Origin of the sequence: Microcella sp. (assembly GCF_046296455.1) — a bacterium.
GTDB lineage: Bacteria > Actinomycetota > Actinomycetes > Actinomycetales > Microbacteriaceae > Microcella.
Genome location: NZ_JBKBLF010000010.1, coordinates 23,088 through 38,278, shown reverse-complemented (window position 1 = coordinate 38,278; position 15,191 = coordinate 23,088). Strand labels below are relative to the sequence as shown.

Annotated in this window: 15 protein-coding genes; 5 read left to right on the top strand and 10 right to left on the bottom strand. The window is 71.7% G+C overall.

What is annotated here, in order from left to right:
* Positions 1-8 precede the first annotated feature (8 nt).
* Entirely contained in the window at positions 9-242 is a 234-nt protein-coding gene (locus ACK4HH_RS06935) for a type II toxin-antitoxin system Phd/YefM family antitoxin (protein WP_409649980.1), read from the top strand.
* Entirely contained in the window at positions 239-613 is a 375-nt protein-coding gene (locus tag ACK4HH_RS06930) for a type II toxin-antitoxin system VapC family toxin (RefSeq protein ID WP_409649977.1), read from the top strand. Before ACK4HH_RS06935 ends, ACK4HH_RS06930 begins: the two co-directional genes overlap by 4 nt.
* Here the strand turns inward: ACK4HH_RS06930 and mfd are convergent.
* From mfd to ACK4HH_RS06900, 6 genes are all read right to left on the bottom strand, one after another.
* A complete protein-coding gene (mfd, locus tag ACK4HH_RS06925) occupies positions 606-4,139 on the bottom strand; it encodes a transcription-repair coupling factor (protein WP_409649974.1) in 3,534 nt (1,177 codons plus the stop codon). The genes ACK4HH_RS06930 and mfd overlap by 8 nt on opposite strands.
* Before the next feature lie 33 nt (positions 4,140-4,172).
* On the bottom strand, positions 4,173-4,796 hold the full coding sequence (gene pth / locus ACK4HH_RS06920; protein WP_409650140.1) for an aminoacyl-tRNA hydrolase: 624 nt from the start codon (positions 4,794-4,796) through the stop codon (positions 4,173-4,175).
* 61 nt (positions 4,797-4,857) lie between these two features.
* A complete protein-coding gene (locus ACK4HH_RS06915) occupies positions 4,858-5,490 on the bottom strand; it encodes a 50S ribosomal protein L25/general stress protein Ctc (protein WP_409649972.1) in 633 nt (210 codons plus the stop codon).
* A gap of 142 nt (positions 5,491-5,632) precedes the next feature.
* Entirely contained in the window at positions 5,633-6,142 is a 510-nt protein-coding gene (locus tag ACK4HH_RS06910) for a gluconokinase (protein WP_409649969.1), read from the bottom strand.
* Between the two features lie 68 nt (positions 6,143-6,210).
* Positions 6,211-6,597 (bottom strand): hypothetical protein, encoded by a 387-nt coding sequence (locus tag ACK4HH_RS06905; protein ID WP_409649966.1) that lies wholly within the window; start codon positions 6,595-6,597, stop codon positions 6,211-6,213.
* A gap of 2 nt (positions 6,598-6,599) precedes the next feature.
* Positions 6,600-7,022, bottom strand: coding sequence for a hypothetical protein (locus tag ACK4HH_RS06900; protein WP_409649963.1), 423 nt, complete (start codon positions 7,020-7,022; stop codon positions 6,600-6,602).
* Positions 7,023-7,180: 158 nt separating this feature from the next.
* On the opposite strand from ACK4HH_RS06900, the gene gndA reads away from it, so the two are divergent.
* On the top strand, positions 7,181-8,647 hold the full coding sequence (gene gndA / locus ACK4HH_RS06895) for an NADP-dependent phosphogluconate dehydrogenase (protein WP_409649961.1): 1,467 nt from the start codon (positions 7,181-7,183) through the stop codon (positions 8,645-8,647).
* Between the two features lie 45 nt (positions 8,648-8,692).
* On the opposite strand, the gene ACK4HH_RS06890 is transcribed toward gndA, so the two are convergent.
* Entirely contained in the window at positions 8,693-10,078 is a 1,386-nt protein-coding gene (locus ACK4HH_RS06890) for a CoA transferase (protein ID WP_409649959.1), read from the bottom strand.
* Positions 10,079-10,150: 72 nt separating this feature from the next.
* Here ACK4HH_RS06890 and ACK4HH_RS06885 point away from each other — a divergent pair, with 72 nt between their 5' ends.
* Together ACK4HH_RS06885 and ACK4HH_RS06880 are read left to right on the top strand one after the other, a co-directional pair.
* Positions 10,151-10,510 carry a hypothetical protein gene (locus ACK4HH_RS06885; protein WP_409649956.1) on the top strand — a complete coding sequence of 120 codons (360 nt, stop codon included), beginning with the start codon at positions 10,151-10,153 and terminating at the stop codon, positions 10,508-10,510.
* Positions 10,511-10,744: 234 nt separating this feature from the next.
* Entirely contained in the window at positions 10,745-12,106 is a 1,362-nt protein-coding gene (locus ACK4HH_RS06880) for a transaminase (protein ID WP_409649953.1), read from the top strand.
* A 156-nt stretch (positions 12,107-12,262) separates the two neighbouring features.
* Here ACK4HH_RS06880 and ACK4HH_RS06875 read toward each other — a convergent pair whose 3' ends face one another.
* The 3 genes from ACK4HH_RS06875 to ACK4HH_RS06865 are packed head-to-tail and all read right to left on the bottom strand — an operon-like array spanning position 12,263 to position 15,176.
* Positions 12,263-13,240 carry a ribose-phosphate diphosphokinase gene (locus ACK4HH_RS06875; RefSeq protein WP_255160087.1) on the bottom strand — a complete coding sequence of 326 codons (978 nt, stop codon included), beginning with the start codon at positions 13,238-13,240 and terminating at the stop codon, positions 12,263-12,265.
* Positions 13,241-13,287: 47 nt separating this feature from the next.
* The gene (glmU, locus tag ACK4HH_RS06870) at positions 13,288-14,763 is read right to left on the bottom strand and encodes a bifunctional UDP-N-acetylglucosamine diphosphorylase/glucosamine-1-phosphate N-acetyltransferase GlmU (RefSeq protein WP_409649950.1); all 1,476 of its coding nucleotides are present in this window, start codon (positions 14,761-14,763) and stop codon (positions 13,288-13,290) included.
* Positions 14,760-15,176 (bottom strand): SRPBCC family protein, encoded by a 417-nt coding sequence (locus ACK4HH_RS06865; protein ID WP_409649947.1) that lies wholly within the window; start codon positions 15,174-15,176, stop codon positions 14,760-14,762. Before ACK4HH_RS06865 ends, glmU begins: the two co-directional genes overlap by 4 nt.
* Positions 15,177-15,191 lie beyond the last annotated feature (15 nt).

Sequence of the window (15,191 nt, the reverse complement as noted above, 5' to 3'; positions counted from 1 at the left end):
CTGCTGTCATGGTGATGGTGAATATCTACGAGGCGAAGACCGACTTCTCGAAACTCGTCGCGCGCGCTGAGGCCGGCGAACGCATCACGATCGCGCGTAACGGCCGGCCGGTCGCCGAGTTGGGCCCCGCTGGCGGCATCACGGTCAAACGCGAGCCCGGTGTGCTCGCCGGGAAGGTCTGGATGGCGGACGACTTCGACGACTTCACCGAGCAGGACGAGCGCGACTGGTACGGCGAGTGAGGGCACTGCTCGACACGAACGCACTGCTGTGGTGGCTGAAAGAGCCCGACCGCCTCAGCCGCGAACAGTACGACACGATCGCCGACGATCGGCACGACATCGCGGTCTCGGCGATCAGTGTCGCCGAGATCGCGATCAAGACCTCGATCGGCAAGCTGACCGGCATCGACGGCATCACCGAGTGGATCGTTCGTCAAGGATTCCGCGAGCTGCCCCTGGCGAACCGGCACGCGATCGTGCTCGCCGACCTGCCCCTCCACCATCGCGACCCCTTCGACCGGATGCTCGTCGCCCAGTGCATCGCCGACGACCTCGTGCTTCTGACCGGCGACCGGCGGTTGACCACCTACCCGATCACCACGATCACGTGACGGCGGCCTGCTCGGAGGCGTAGAGGTTCGTCAGCACCTGGCCGACCCAGGCCACGAGGTCGTCATCGCTCGCGCCGTTCGGCAGCGGCACCGTCGCCACGCGCTGCTGACCGAACCACTTCGAGCCGGGGTACATGCGCTGCAGGCGCAGCTGCCGCGAGTCGGGCAGGTCGAGCCCGACGAGCCGAAGATTCGTGCCCATGACGACGACGTCGCTCAATCCCAGCTTCTGGGCCTGGCGGCGCAGGCGCGAGACGCCGAGCAGCGTGAGCACCGACGCGGGCGGGTCGCCGTAGCGGTCGGCGAGCTCGTCGAGCACGGCATCCAGCGCGGTGTCGTCAGAGGCCGGGGCGGTCGCCGTCGAGAGCTTCTGGTAGGCCTCGAGGCGCAGGCGCTCGCTCTCGATGAAGTCGTCGGGAATGTGCGCGTCGACGGGCAGCTCGAGCCGCAGCTCGGTCTGCTCTTCGGCCGCGTCGCCGCGGAAGACGCTCACGGCCTCGCCGATCATGCGCAAGTAGAGGTCGAAGCCGACGCCCGCGATGTGCCCGGCCTGCTCGGCGCCGAGCAGGTTGCCCGCGCCGCGGATCTCGAGGTCTTTCAGCGCGATCTGCATGCCGCCGCCGAGGTCGCTGTTCGCCGCGATCGTCTGCAAGCGGTCGTGCGCCGTCTCGGTGAGCGGCTTCGACTCGTCGTAGAGGAAGTAGGCGTAGGCGCGCTCACGCCCGCGGCCGACGCGCCCGCGCAGCTGGTGCAGCTGGCTGAGGCCGTACTTATCGGCACGGTCGATGATGAGCGTGTTGGCGTTGGCGACGTCGAGGCCCGTCTCGATGATCGTCGTCGAGACGAGCACGTCGAACTTGCGCTCCCAGAAATCGACCATGACCTGCTCGAGCAGCGACTCGCTCATCTGGCCGTGGGCGACGGCGATGCGCGCATCCGGAACCAGCTCGGCCAGGTGGCTCGCGACGCGCTGGATGCTCGACACGCGGTTGTGCACGTAGAACACCTGCCCCTCGCGCAGCATCTCGCGATGGATCGCCGCGGCGACCTGCTTGTCGCTGTACTGCCCGACGAAGGTCAGGATCGGGTGGCGGTCCTCGGGCGGGGTCGCGAGCGTCGACATCTCGCGGATGCCCGTCACGGCCATCTCGAGCGTGCGGGGAATCGGCGTGGCCGACATGGCGAGCACGTCGACGTTGGTCTTGAGCTTCTTGAGGGCGTCTTTGTGCTCGACGCCGAACCGCTGCTCCTCGTCGATGATCACGAGGCCGAGATCTTTGAACTGGATGCCCTGGCTCAGGATGCGGTGCGTGCCGATGACGACGTCGACGGTGCCGCGCGCAAGCCCCTCGATCGTGTCTTTCGCCTCGCTGTCGCTCTGAAACCGGCTGAGCGCGCGCAAGTGCACGGGGAAGCCCGCGAAGCGCTCGGCGAAGGTCTCGAGGTGCTGCTTCACCAGCAGGGTCGTCGGCACGATCATCGCCACCTGCTTGCCGCCCTGCACGGCCTTGAACGCGGCGCGCACGGCGACCTCGGTCTTGCCGTAGCCGACGTCGCCCGCCAGCAGGCGGTCCATCGGGATGGGCGACTCCATGTCGCGCTTGACCTCGTCGATCGTCGTCAACTGGTCGGGCGTCTCGACGAAGGGGAACGCCTCTTCGAGCTCGCGCTGCCACGGGGTATCGGGCGGGAAGGCGAAGCCGCGGCTCGACATGCGGGCCGAGTAGAGCTTGACGAGCTCGACAGCGATGTCGCGCACCGCGCGGCGGGCCTTGCCCTTCGCGGCCGCCCAGTCGCTGCCGCCCATCTTGCTGAGGGTCGGGGCCTCGCCGCCGACGTAGCGACTCAGCAGGTCGAGCTGGTCGGTCGGCACGTAGAGCTTGTCGCCGGGGTAACCGCGCTTGCTCGGCGCGTACTCGATCAGCAGAAACTCGCGCTGGCTCTTCACGGCGTTGCGGCCGCCCGTGCTGACCTCGCGCTGCACGAGCTCGAAAAACCTGCCGATGCCGTGCGTGGCGTGCACGACGTAGTCGCCCGCCTTCAGCTGCAGCGGGTCGACGACGTTGGTGCGGCGGCTCGCGAGCTTCTTCGGCTGGCGGGAGTCGTAGCCGACCGCGCGGCCGTAGAACTCGGTCTCGCTCAGCAGGCCGAGCGTCAGCTCGGGCAGCTCGAAGCCGTGCTCGACCTGCGCCTGCACGAGGTAGGCGACGCCGGGCTCCAGAGCATCCGGCAGCTCGTCGACGATGCGCGCGGCGACCTCGTGCTCGCCGAGCACGTCGGCGGCGCGCTCGACGAGGCCGTGGCCGGCGGCGCAGACGATCATCGTCCAGCCCGCGCGCACGCGGTCGACGACGTGGTCGACCGCCCCGTCGCTGCGGCCCGAGAAGCCGGGAGGCTCGACCGCCTCGATGCGCACGACCTCGGGGTCGTCGGCGTCGAAGGCGCTGATCGTGAACCAATCGCGCGCGCCCGCCGCCTCGCGCAGGCCCGTGACGGTCACGAAGTCGCCGCCGTCGAGGTCGATCGGGGCCTCGGCCCCGACGGTCGCGGCGTGCCAGGCGGCGGTGAGGAACTCGCGGTTGGTCTCGAGCAGGCTCACGGCCCGGCTCGCGACGCGCTCGGGGCTCAGCACGGCGATCGCCGCGCGCGCGGGCAGGTAGTGGGTGAGCGGCACGAGCCGGTCGACGAGCGCGGGCGCGAGGCTCTCCATGCCCTCGACGGGGATGCCCTCGCCGATCTTCGCGAGCAGCCCCGCGAGGCTCGGGAACTCGTGCTCCATCTCGCGCGCGCGCTGCCGCACGGCCGGAGTCAGCAGCAGCTCGCGCGTCGGCGGCAGCTCGACGACATCGATCTCGGTCGGCAACGAGCGCTGGTCGGCGACCGAGAACTCGCGCAGCTGCTCGACCTCGTCACCGAAGAACTCAACGCGCACCGGATGCTCGGCCACGGCCGCGAACACGTCGAGAATGCCGCCGCGCACCGCGAACTCCCCGCGCCGCGTGACCATGTCGACCCTGCTGTACGCGAGGTCGATGAGCCGGGAGGTGACCTGGGCCAGGTCGTAGCCGCGACCCCCGCGGCGCAGCACGACGGGCTCGACCTCGGTGAGGCCCGGCACGAGCGGCTGCAGGGCCGCGCGCACCGAGGCGACGACGATGAGGTCGGGCTTGTCGTCACCCGCCGACTCCCAGTCGCGCAGGGCGCGCAGCGTGCGGATGCGGCGGCCGACGGTCTCGGCGCTCGGGCTGAGGCGCTCGTGCGGCAGGGTCTCCCAGGCGGGCAGGTCGAGCACCGTGGCGTGCGGCGCGACGGCGCCGAGGGCCTCGCGCACCGCGTCGGCCTCGCGACCCGTGGAGGCGATCGCGAGCAGGCACTGCGGGCCCTCGCGGGCATCCAGGATGCTCGCCAGAAGCGGCACGCGCAGCCCCTCGACGGCCGAGAAATCGGCAGACGTGCGGGCGCTCTCGAGGGCGTGCTGCAGCGTGCGGGCGCGCGACAGCGCCGGGATCAACCGCTCGAGACTCACGTCGCACGAGTGTACGCGGCCCGCGCTGGGCGTTCAGGCGCGGGGCGCGTGCACCTTCTGCTGCGCCGCGAGCAGGCCCTGCTCGACGATGAGCTCGACCGCGTCGGCCGCGTCGTCGAGCACGAACGGCAGGCGGGTCTTCTCGGCCGAGCCGAAGTCGCGCAGCACGTAGTCGGCGGCGTCCTGCCGCCCGGGCGGGCGGCCGATGCCGACGCGCACGCGCACGAAGTCGGGCGTGCCGAGCGCCTTGATGACGTCGCGCACGCCGTTCTGCCCGCCGTGCCCGCCATCAGCCTTGAGCTTGATGGTCTCGAACGGCAGGTCGAGGTCGTCGTGGATGACGATGACGCGCTCGGGCGGGATACCGAAGTAGGCGGCTGCGCTCGAGATCGGCCCGCCCGAGGTGTTCATGTAGCTGAGCGGCCGCGCGAGCACGAGCTTGGGGCCGCCCGGGCTCAGACGCCCCTCGGCGAGCATCGTCGTCGTGCGGTGGCGGCCGAAGCGCGCGCCCATGCGGCCCGCGAGGTGCTCGAGCACCATGGCACCGACGTTGTGGCGGTTGCCCGCGTACTCGGGCCCCGGGTTGCCGAGCCCCGTCACCAGCCAGGTGTCGGCAGCAGCCGCCGACGACGAAGGGGCCGCACTGCGGCGGAACAATCCGACCACGTGCGACCCCTTCGCTCGATGCGTGTCAGCGGGCGACGAGCACCCGCGGCGACTACTCGGCCTCGGCGGCCTCGGCAGCGGCCGTGGCCGATGCCTCTGACGCGGCGGCGGCGAGCGCGTCGACCGCGTCGTCGTCGGCCGACGAGCCGGCGGGCGTCGTGATCGCGAGCACGAGCGCGCCCGCGTCGGTGACGAGGGTCGTGCCCGCGGGCAGCGTGACGTCGCCGGCGTGAATCTGCGTGCCGTCGGTCAGGCCCTCGACCGAGACGGTGAGCGACGAGGGAATGTGCGTGGCCTCGGCCTCGACCGAGAGCGTGTTGTGGTCGACCACGACGATGGTGCCGGGGAACGAGTCGCCCTCGACGTGCACCGCGATGTCGACGGTGACCTTCTCGCCCTTGCGCACGACGATGAGGTCGACGTGCTCGATGATCTGGCGCACCGGGTCCTTCTGCACGTCCTTGACGAGCACGAGCTCTTTGCTGCCCTCGATGTCGAGCGTCACGACGACGTTCGACTTGCGCAGCAGCAGCGCGGTCTCGTGGGCGGGCAGGGTCACGTGCTGCGGCTCGCCGCCGTGGCCGTAGATGACGGCGGGGATGTGGCCGGCGGCGCGCAGCTTGCGCGCCGCGCCCTTGCCGAACGACGTGCGCTTGCCGGCGCTGAGCTTGTTCTCGTCAGCCATGCTGATGTCTCCTTGATCGGTGGGCCTCGTGGCCCGGTCTGGGTGTCAACTCGAACGCGCGAGCGCGTGAGGAAAGCCGGATGCCTTGCCCACCGCGTCGATCACGGAGCGAAAAATCGCTCCCTCGCCGAAGTACAGTCGCTCAGTCTACCCGAGGCACGAGCAGGGCCGCGACGGCGGCGGCGAGCTCGTCGATCGGTCGCTCGGCGTCGAGCACGAGCACGCCCTCACCCGGGGTCGGGGGCTCGAGGGTCGCGAGCTGGGAGTCGAGCAGCCTCGCCGGCATGAAGTGCCCCTCGCGGGCGGCGAGCCGGGCCTCGAGCGCGGGCCGATCGAGGTCGAGCAGGGCGAAGCGGGCGAGCGGAGCATCCACCCGCAGCCGGTCGCGGTACGCGGCTCGCAGGGCGCTGCACGCCATGATGCACGGCGCCTCCGTGACGAGCGCGGCCGCGACGGCATCGAGCCAGGGGGCCCGGTCGGCGTCGTCGAGCGACGTGCCGGCCGCCATCTTCGCGACATTCGACTCGGGATGCAGCGCATCGGCATCGAGGAACGGCACGCCCGCGAGCGCCGCCGCCGCCATGCCGACCGTGGTCTTGCCGGCGCCCGAGACCCCCATCAGAACGACAACGGTGGGCGGGTGTGGGTTCACCCGCCCACTGTATCGGGGGGCGACCAGCACCGTTCGGGTCGGTGCTGGCCGGGTCGATGCCTGCGCGCTCAGCGCAGGTCGAGCAGCACGCGGCTGGGGGCCGCGGGGTCGACGCGTACGCCGATCGTCGCGCCGGGCTGCACCTGCGGCAGCAGCGCCATGGGCACGACCGTCGTGGTCGTCACGGGCACGGGGACGCCCGCGGGCATGAGCACGAGCAGCCCGAGGGCCACCTGCACGCCGTCGTTGACCATGACGCCCGTGCTCGCGAGCTGCGTCACGGTGGCGGTGGCCGACACGAACTCCGGCCCGGCGGCCTCGGTGGCCAGCTGGTTCTGGGCGATGAGACCGTCCATCGTGGCCTGCGCCTGCGCGAGCTGCGCGCCGACGTTCATCGTCGCCAGGTTGTCGAAGCCCATCGCGGTGAGCTTCGCCAGGTTGGTGAGCACGCCCATGGTTACAGCGCCGTGTAGAGCTCGTTGAAGCGCGACCCGACGGCGCGGTCGGCCTGGATGCGCGCACCCCAGCCCTCCTGCGCGACGGCCCAGTCGACCGCCGAGACGCCGAGGCCGGCGGCCACGTCGACGAGCTTGGTGGTGTCGTAGCCGTAGGCGGCGATGCCCTTGCTGACCTTCGCGTAGGTCTCGAGCGAGACGCCGGCGATGGGCTCGAGGGCCTCGGCGCTCGGAGCGCCGTGCGCCTGCTGGTTGGCGATGTTCACCGCGGCCTGCGAGCCGACGGTGCCCGGCATGCCCGCGGCGCCGAACGCGACGGGGTTCATGGCGGCCTGGGTCTGCGCCTGGGCGGCGAGGGTGTTCGCGCTCTCGATGAGGGCGGGGGTGGCGTTGATCGTGTCGATCATCGACTTGAACATGTTCATGGTGGGGCCTTTCGTGAGGGATGAGCGGGGGTGGAACCTGATGTGTTCATCCTTCGCGCGCGGTCGCGGCCGCGACTGAGCATCCATTGCTCAATTCGAGGGATGCGGGTACCTAGCCGCGCGTCGCCCCCCGGCCGTTCGGCTCTAGGCTGGAGGCCATGACCACCACGCCTTCCGCCACCCCCGGCGCCGCCAACATCGGGGTCGTCGGCCTCGCCGTCATGGGCTCGAATCTCGCCCGCAACCTCGCCAGCCGCGAGGGCAACACCGTCGCCGTCTTCAACCGCTCGTACGAGAAGACCGAGACGCTCGTGACCGAGCACCCCGAGGCGGGCTTCATCGCCACGAAGGACTACGCGGAGTTCGCCGCGTCGCTGCAGAGGCCGCGCACGGCGATCATCATGGTGCAGGCCGGCCGCGGCACCGACGCCGTCATCGACGCGCTCACCGAGGTCTTCGAGCCGGGCGACATCATCGTCGACGGCGGCAACGCGCTCTTCACCGACACCATCCGCCGCGAGGCCGCCGTACGCGCCACGGGCATCAACTTCGTCGGCGCCGGCATCTCGGGCGGCGAGGAGGGTGCGCTCAACGGGCCGTCGATCATGCCCGGCGGCTCGGCCGAGGCGTGGGTCACCCTCAAGCCGATCCTCGAGTCGATCGCCGCGGTCGCCGAGGGCGAGCCCTGCGTCACGCACGTCGGCACCGACGGCGCCGGGCACTTCGTCAAGATGATCCACAACGGCATCGAGTACGTCGACATGCAGCTCATCGCCGAGGCCTACGACCTGCTGCGCCGCGTCGGCGGCCTCGAGCCCGCCGAGATCGCCGAGGTCTTCGCCGAGTGGAACACCGGCGAGCTCGAGAGCTACCTCATCGAGATCACGGCCGAGGTGCTGCGCCAGGTGGATGCGGCGACCGGCAAGCCGCTCGTCGACGTCATCCTCGACCAGGCCGGCGCCAAGGGCACCGGCGCGTGGACGGTGCAGACCGCGCTCGACCTCGGGGTGCCCGTCTCGGGGATCGCCGAGGCCGTGTTCGCCCGCTCGCTCTCGTCGAAGCCCGCGCAGCGCGCCGCCGCCGCCTCGCTGCCCGGCAGCACGCAGGAGTGGCAGGTCGCCGACCGCGCGGCCTTCGTGGAGTACGTGCGCCGCGCCCTCTACGCCTCGAAGATCATCGCCTACAGCCAGGGCTTCGACGCGATCGTCGCCGGGGCCGAGCAGTACGACTGGGACATCAAGAAGGGCGACATCGCCAAGATCTGGCGGGCCGGCTGCATCATCCGCGCCCGGTTCCTCAACCGCATCACCGAGGCCTACGCGGCCGACCCGGCGCTCGTCGCCCTCGTCACGGCGCCGTACTTCGCCGACGCCGTCGCCGGCGCGCTGCCCTCGTGGCGCCGCATCGTCGCGGGCGCGGCGCTCGCGGGCATCCCGACCCCCGCCTTCGCCTCCTCGCTCTCGTACTACGACGGCCTGCGCGCCGACCGCCTGCCGGCCGCGCTCGTGCAGGGCCAGCGCGACTTCTTCGGCGCGCACACCTACAAGCGCGTCGACAAGGAGGGCACGTTCCACACGCTGTGGAGCGGCGACCGCACGGAGATCGAGGCCGCGGACTCGCACTGAGCCGCCGACCCCCTACGGGCCGCGAGCACTGCGGCGCGAGGGGCGTCAGATCCCCCAGGCCGGGGCGTCCGAGCCGAGCGGACGCGGCGGCAGCACCGCTGCGAGTGCGGCGTCGCTGAGGTCGAGCGGGCTGTCGATCAGGTCGACGATCCCCCACGGCGTGTCGATCGGGCGCGAGGGCAATTCGTCAGACGGCTCGCTCGCGAACGGCCCGCCCCCGAGGGCCTCGCGCCAGCGCTCAAGCTCGAGGGCGGTGCGCGCGAGCGACAGCCGGCTCGCCGAACCGTGCCCGTCCCGGCGCGCGACGGCGACACCCCGCAGCGCCGCGGCCGCGGCCAGCCAGCCCGTCGCATGGTCGAGCGCCTGCACGGGCAGCGGAACGGGCGACTCCGCGCCCGACTCGCGCATGCCCCGGTCGGCGATACCGGTCGACATCTGCACGAGGCTGTCGAACCCGCGCCGCGCCGCCCAGGGACCGCTGTAGCCGTACGCCGAGATCTGCACCTCGACCAGACCCGGACGAACCTCGGCACGCGTCGCCGCGTCGAGACCGATCGAGTCGAGGGCCCCTGGCCGGTAGCCGTGCACGAGCACGTCGGCCCCGCGCAGCAGGTCGAGCAGCGCGGCCCGTCCCTCGCTCGAGCGAGCATCGAGCCGCGCGCACCGCTTGCCGAGCGTCATGTCGGGCTCGAGAACGGGCTCGTTCCACGCGGGCGGGTCGACGCGCAGCACTTCCGCGCCGAGCAGTGCAAGCGTGCGGGTCGCCACCGGGCCCGCGAGAACGCGGGTGAGGTCGAGCACGCGCAGGCCGGCCAGCGGCCGGTGCGTCGAACCACGCGGCATCGGCCGCGCCGTCGCCGGCTTCTCGCCGGACGCGACGGCGATGAGCGGTTCCGCGGCGAGCGCGATCCCCTGCGGATGCCGCTGCCAGTCACCGGGCGTGCGCATGACGGCCGCGCATCCACCCGCGGCGACGACGGCGGTCTCGAGATCATCAGCACGCACCGCACGCACGGCCGCCGCGACCGCCGCGCGGTCCGACGACGCGTCGAGCTCCAGAACAGCGAGCGCCGCCGCCTTGTGCGCGGGCGCGTTGGTGTGCAGCCGCACCCAGCCGTCGGCGGCGCGGTAGTCGCCCGCGATCGCATCCCACGGGCTCGGTTGCGCCGTGCGCAACCGCACCGCAGCGCTGAACCAGGCATCGACGAGCGGCATGCTGACCGTGGCCTGCGCGGGAGCGCCCGTGAGATCGGCGACCGCGAGTGCTGCTGCCCCCACCGCAGCGGCCGCAAACCGGCTCACCGGGTACGCGCCGCCGAGCCCGGAGGCGCCGGTGATCGCCGCCGCGGTGGCCGCACCGCGCCCCGGCAGCTCGAGAGTCGCGGCGAGGTCGTGGGCGCTCGGGCGGTCACCCGGGGGTCTCTCGCTCATGACCGCACACTAGCGCCGCGGAGGGTTCGCGCACTCGGCGCGCGCGCGGAGTGCGGTGGCAGACTTGCCGTCATGGATGACGACGACCCGATCGAGCTGCGCGGGGCGGTGGACGACGATGCCGGCATGCCGGCGTGGGAGCGCCGACGCCGCGTCATGCGCTGGGTCGCGCTCATCGCCTTGCTCGGGATGCTGCTGCCGACGGCCGTCGGAACCTACTCGGTCGCCCGCACCACGGCCGAGCAGTCGTGCCGGCTCGCGGTCGACTTCTACGCCAACGAGCGCACGCCCAGCCGCGTGTCGTTCGAGCTGCTGTCGCTCGAGGCGATGGGCTGGAACTGCTACGCCCTCACGCCGAGCGGCGACGTGCTCATCGCCGTTCTCGGCCTGATCCCGGGGGCTCCGCGCCTCGTGCCGCGCACGCTGAGCTGATCCTGGTTGGCAGGCCCCGGGTTCTCCTGCGACACTGGAGGGGTTCCGCGCCTGCGAACGGCGCCCCGGGTCTCTTCCCGCGGGCGGCGTGACCCGTCGAGGAGCGGTGGTTGCCGTCATCGCTTCCGGTCACCTCAGTCGCATTGATTCGCGCGGGACCGATGCCGCTGCGCGGTCGTTCGGAGTACCCGGGCGGGCGCATCCGCATCGTCGACGAACAGTGAGGAACCCATAATGATCAGCATCGATCGCACCCGCCTGGCCGAGCTCACCGAGCGCGAGCAGCAGGCCTTCATCGCCGCCCGCCCGAAGTCGAAGGCCGCGTACGAGCGCGCCGAGCACCTCTTCGGCCGCGTGCCGATGACGTGGATGAACAAGAAGTCGGGCGCGTTCCCGATCTACCTCGACCGCGCGCACGGCAACCGCGTGTGGGACATCGACGGGCATGAGTACATCGACTTCGCCCTCGGCGACACCGGCTCGATGGCCGGGCACTCGAACCCCGCCGTCGTCGAGGCGATCACCCGCCGCGCCGGCGAGCTCGGCGGCCTCGTGACGATGCTGCCGACGGAGGACGCCGAGTGGGTCGGGGCCGAGCTGTCGCGCCGCTTCAAGATGGACCGTTGGAGCTTCTCCTTGACGGCGACGGATGCGAATCGCTGGGCGATCCGCCTCGTGCGCGCGATCACCGGAAAGCCGAAGATCGTCTTCCACTCGTACTGCTACCACGGATCGGTCGACGAGTCGCTCGTCGTCGTCGGGCCCGACGGCGAGAGCACGTCGCGCCCCGGCAACGTCGGCGCGCCCGTCGACGTGACCGAGACCTCGCGCGCCGCCGAGTACAACGACCTGCCGGGCCTCGAGCGCGCGCTCGCGCACGGCGACGTCGCCGCGGTGCTCATCGAGCCCGCGCTGACCAACATCGGCATCGTGCTGCCCGAGCCCGGCTACCTCGAGGGCGTGCGTGCGCTCACCCGGCAGTTCGACGCGCTGCTCATCATCGACGAGACCCACACCTTCTCGGCCGGTCCCGGTGGCATGACGACGGCCTACGACCTCGAGCCCGACCTCGTCGTCATCGGCAAGTCGATCGGCGGAGGCATCCCGACCGGGGCCTACGGGCTGTCGGCCGAGTTCGCCGAGCGCGCCCTCGCGCGCACCGACCTCGACCTCGTCGACATGGGCGGCGTCGGCGGCACCCTCGCCGGCAACCCGCTGTCGGTCGCCGCGATGCGGGCGACACTCGAGCACGTGCTCACCGACGAGGCCTTCGCACACATGATCGACACGGCCACGTACTTCACGGACGGGGTCAATGCGCTCTTCGACCGCTACGAACTGCCGTGGGCGATCAACCAGCTCGGCGCGCGGGCGGAGTATCGCTTCGCCCGTCCCTACCCGATCAACGGCACGCAGGCGGCCGCGGCGGCCGACGGCGAGCTCGAGGACTTCCTGCACCTGTTCCTCGTGAACCGCGGCATCATGCTCACGCCGTTCCACAACATGGCGCTCATGGCGCCGATGACGAGCCGTGCCGACGTGGATGCCCACCACGAGGTCTTCGAGGCTGCGATCCGCGACCTGCTCGCGCTCTAGCCCTCACCCCTCGCAAGAGTGCTCGTCAGCGTCAAGAGTGCGCGCTGCAGCGATCACACGTGTGACGCACGAGCACTCTTGCGGGATGGGGTGGGGTTAGGCGGCGCCGTCGAACGGAGCGCCGCCCTAGGCGGCGCCGTCGAACTGAGCGCCGCCCTAGGCGGCGCCGTCGAACATGCTGGTGACCGAGCCGTCGTCGAAGACCTCGTGGATGGCGCGCGCGATGAGGGGGGCGATCGGCAGCACGGTCAGGCGGTCCCAGCGCTTCTCGTCGGGGATCGGCAGCGTGTCGGTGACGACGACGCGGTCGACCGACTCGTGCTGGAGGATCTCGAAGGCCGGGTCGCTGAACACCGCGTGCGTCGCCGCGACGACGACGCCGGTGGCGCCCGCCTTCTTGAGCGCCTCGGCGGCCTTCACGATCGTGCGACCGGTGTCGATCATGTCGTCGACGAGCAGGCACACGCGGCCCTCGACCTCGCCGACGATCTCGTGCACGCTCACCTGGTTGGGCACGAGCGGGTCGCGGCGCTTGTGGATGATCGCGAGCGGCGCGCCGAGCTTGTCGCTCCAGATGTCGGCGACGCGCACACGGCCCATGTCGGGCGAGACGACCGTGAGGGTCTCGGGGTCGAGCTGCGAGCGGAAGTGCTCGAGCAGCACGGGCATCGCGAACAGGTGGTCGACGGGCCCGTCGAAGAAGCCCTGGATCTGAGCGGCATGCAGGTCGACGCTCATGATGCGGTCGGCGCCGGCGGCCTTGAACAGGTCGGCGACGAGCCGGGCCGAGATGGGCTCGCGGCCGCGCCCCTTCTTGTCCTGCCGGGCGTAGGGGTAGAAGGGCGCGACGACGGTGATGCGCTTGGCCGAGGCGCGCTTGAGGGCGTCGACCATGATGAGCTGCTCCATGAGCCACTCGTTGATGGGCGCCGCGTGCGACTGGATGACGAAGGCGTCGCAGCCGCGCACGCTCTCGTCGTAGCGCGCGTAGATCTCGCCGTTGGCGAAGGTGCGGGCGTCGGTGTGCACGACGTCGGTCTGCAGGTACTCGGCGACGTCGTGCGCGAGCGCGGGGTGCGCCCGACCCGACACGATGACGAGGCGCTTCTGGCCGGTGATCTTGATGCTGGCCACGGGGTTCCCGCCTTCTGCCGCCGAGGCGACGATCGTGTGCTGGTCGCTTACGCCGGGTCGGGAGCGGCGCCGTCGGCGCCGCCATCCGTCTCGCTTCGGGGGTTGGATGCGGCCGCTGCCGCCGCGGCCGACGCTGTTCCCGAGCGGTGGGCCGCCACCCAGCGCTCGACGTTGCGCTGCGGGGCGACGTTCACCGCGAGGGCCCCGGCCGGCACGTCTTTGCGGACGACCGTTCCTGCTCCCGTGTACGCTCCGTCGCCAATCCTAACGGGGGCGACGAACACGTTGTGCGAGCCTGTTCGCGCGTGCGCACCCACCTCGGTGCGGTGCTTGTGCACGCCGTCGTAGTTGGCCGTGATCGTGCCCGCGCCGATGTTGGTGCCCTCCCCCACCGTCGTATCGCCGATGTACGAGAGGTGCGGCACCTTGGCGCCGCGGCCGAGGTTCGTGTTCTTCGTCTCGACGAAGGTGCCGACCTTGCCCTCGTCGCCGATGACGGTGCCGGGCCGTAGGTAGGCGAAGGGGCCGACGGATGCGCCCGCGCCGATCACGGCGAGCGTGCCGTCGGTGCGGCTCACGCGCGCCCCCGACCCCACCTCGCAGTCGGTGAGGGTGGTGTCGGGGCCGACGACGGCGCCGCGCGCGATCGCCGTGGCGCCCTTGAGCTGGGTGCCGGGCAGCACCTCGACGTCCTCGTCGAGCGTGACGGTGCGGTCGATCCAGACGCTCGCCGGGTCGCTGATCGTGACGCCCGCGAGCTGCCAGCCGCGCACGATCATCGCGTTGAGACGCAGCGCGGCATCGGCGAGCTGCACGCGGTCGTTGACGCCCGCGACGAGCCAGCTCTGCCCGGCGGGCAGGGCTTCGACCGCGTGGCCGTCGCCCCGCAGCAGGCCGATGACGTCGGTCAGATACTTCTCCTGCGCCGCGTTGTCGGTCGACACGAGGGCGAGCTTCTGCCGCAGCGGGGCGAGGCTGAAGACGTAGGTGCCCGAATTGACCTCGGTGAGCGCGCGCTCGTCGTCGGTCGCGTCCTTCTGCTCGACGATGCGGTCGAGGGCACCGTCGGTGCCGCGCACGATGCGGCCGTACCCGGTGGCGTCGTCGAGCACCGCGCTCAGCACGGTCGCCGCCGCCGTGCGGCCGCGGTGCTCGGCGAGCAGCTCGGCGAGCGTGCCGGCGTCGAGCAGCGGCACGTCGCCCGACACCACGAGCACGTCGCCGTCGAAGTCGGCCGGCAGCGCGGCGAGCGCCGCCTCGACCGCCCGAGCAGTGCCGGGGACCTCGTCTTGATCGACGATCAGCGCCTCCGCATCCAGCGCCGCGATCGCCTCGGCGACCCGGTCGCGCTCGTGACGCACCACGGCGATGACGTGCGCGGGGTCGAGCGCGCGGGCCGTCGCGAGCACGTGCCCGACGAGCGGCACCCCGGCGAGCAGGTGCAGCACCTTCGGCGTCTGCGACTTCATGCGGGTGCCCGCACCGGCGGCGAGCACCACGACGGCGAGCTGCGAGTCGGTCATGCGTCCATCCTCTCGCACAGCGCGCGCAGTCGGCGCAGGTCGTCCGCCACGGCCGCGGCGTCGGCGGCGAGCGCCGCGTCGTCCATGCCGGGCTGCCGCACGAGCGTGAAGACGAGCTCGCAGCCGGCGGGGGCGAGCTCGACGCGCAGGCGGTTGTGCACGATCGAGCCGTCGGGCATCGAGACGTCGTGATCCAGGATGCCCCGCTCGACGTCGACCGCGAACACCGACCACACCCTCCCGAACGGAGCATCCACGATCCACGCGCTGCCGTCGGCGACGGACTCGTCGCGCTGCATGCCCGACGCGAACCCGGCCGCCCACTCGGGCAGGCGTGCGAGGTCCGCCGCCACCGCCATGACCTCGGCGACCGTGCGGGCGACCGGCTCGCGGATGAGCAGCTCGCTCGGCATGCCCGCCATTGTGCC

Excerpts from the sequence above, each read along its gene's own strand:
- glmU (WP_409649950.1), bottom strand. The coding sequence starts at position 14,763 with ATGACCGACTCGCAGCTCGCCGTCGTGGTGCTCGCCGCCGGTGCGGGC.
- ACK4HH_RS06915 (WP_409649972.1), bottom strand. The coding sequence starts at position 5,490 with ATGGCTGACGAGAACAAGCTCAGCGCCGGCAAGCGCACGTCGTTCGGC.
- ACK4HH_RS06905 (WP_409649966.1), bottom strand. The coding sequence starts at position 6,597 with ATGGGCGTGCTCACCAACCTGGCGAAGCTCACCGCGATGGGCTTCGAC.
- ACK4HH_RS06890 (WP_409649959.1), bottom strand. The coding sequence starts at position 10,078 with ATGAGCGAGAGACCCCCGGGTGACCGCCCGAGCGCCCACGACCTCGCC.
- ACK4HH_RS06865 (WP_409649947.1), bottom strand. The coding sequence starts at position 15,176 with ATGCCGAGCGAGCTGCTCATCCGCGAGCCGGTCGCCCGCACGGTCGCC.
- ACK4HH_RS06885 (WP_409649956.1), top strand. The coding sequence starts at position 10,151 with ATGGATGACGACGACCCGATCGAGCTGCGCGGGGCGGTGGACGACGAT.
- ACK4HH_RS06900 (WP_409649963.1), bottom strand. The coding sequence starts at position 7,022 with ATGAACATGTTCAAGTCGATGATCGACACGATCAACGCCACCCCCGCC.
- gndA (WP_409649961.1), top strand. The coding sequence starts at position 7,181 with ATGACCACCACGCCTTCCGCCACCCCCGGCGCCGCCAACATCGGGGTC.
- ACK4HH_RS06880 (WP_409649953.1), top strand. The coding sequence starts at position 10,745 with ATGATCAGCATCGATCGCACCCGCCTGGCCGAGCTCACCGAGCGCGAG.
- ACK4HH_RS06935 (WP_409649980.1), top strand. The coding sequence starts at position 9 with ATGGTGATGGTGAATATCTACGAGGCGAAGACCGACTTCTCGAAACTC.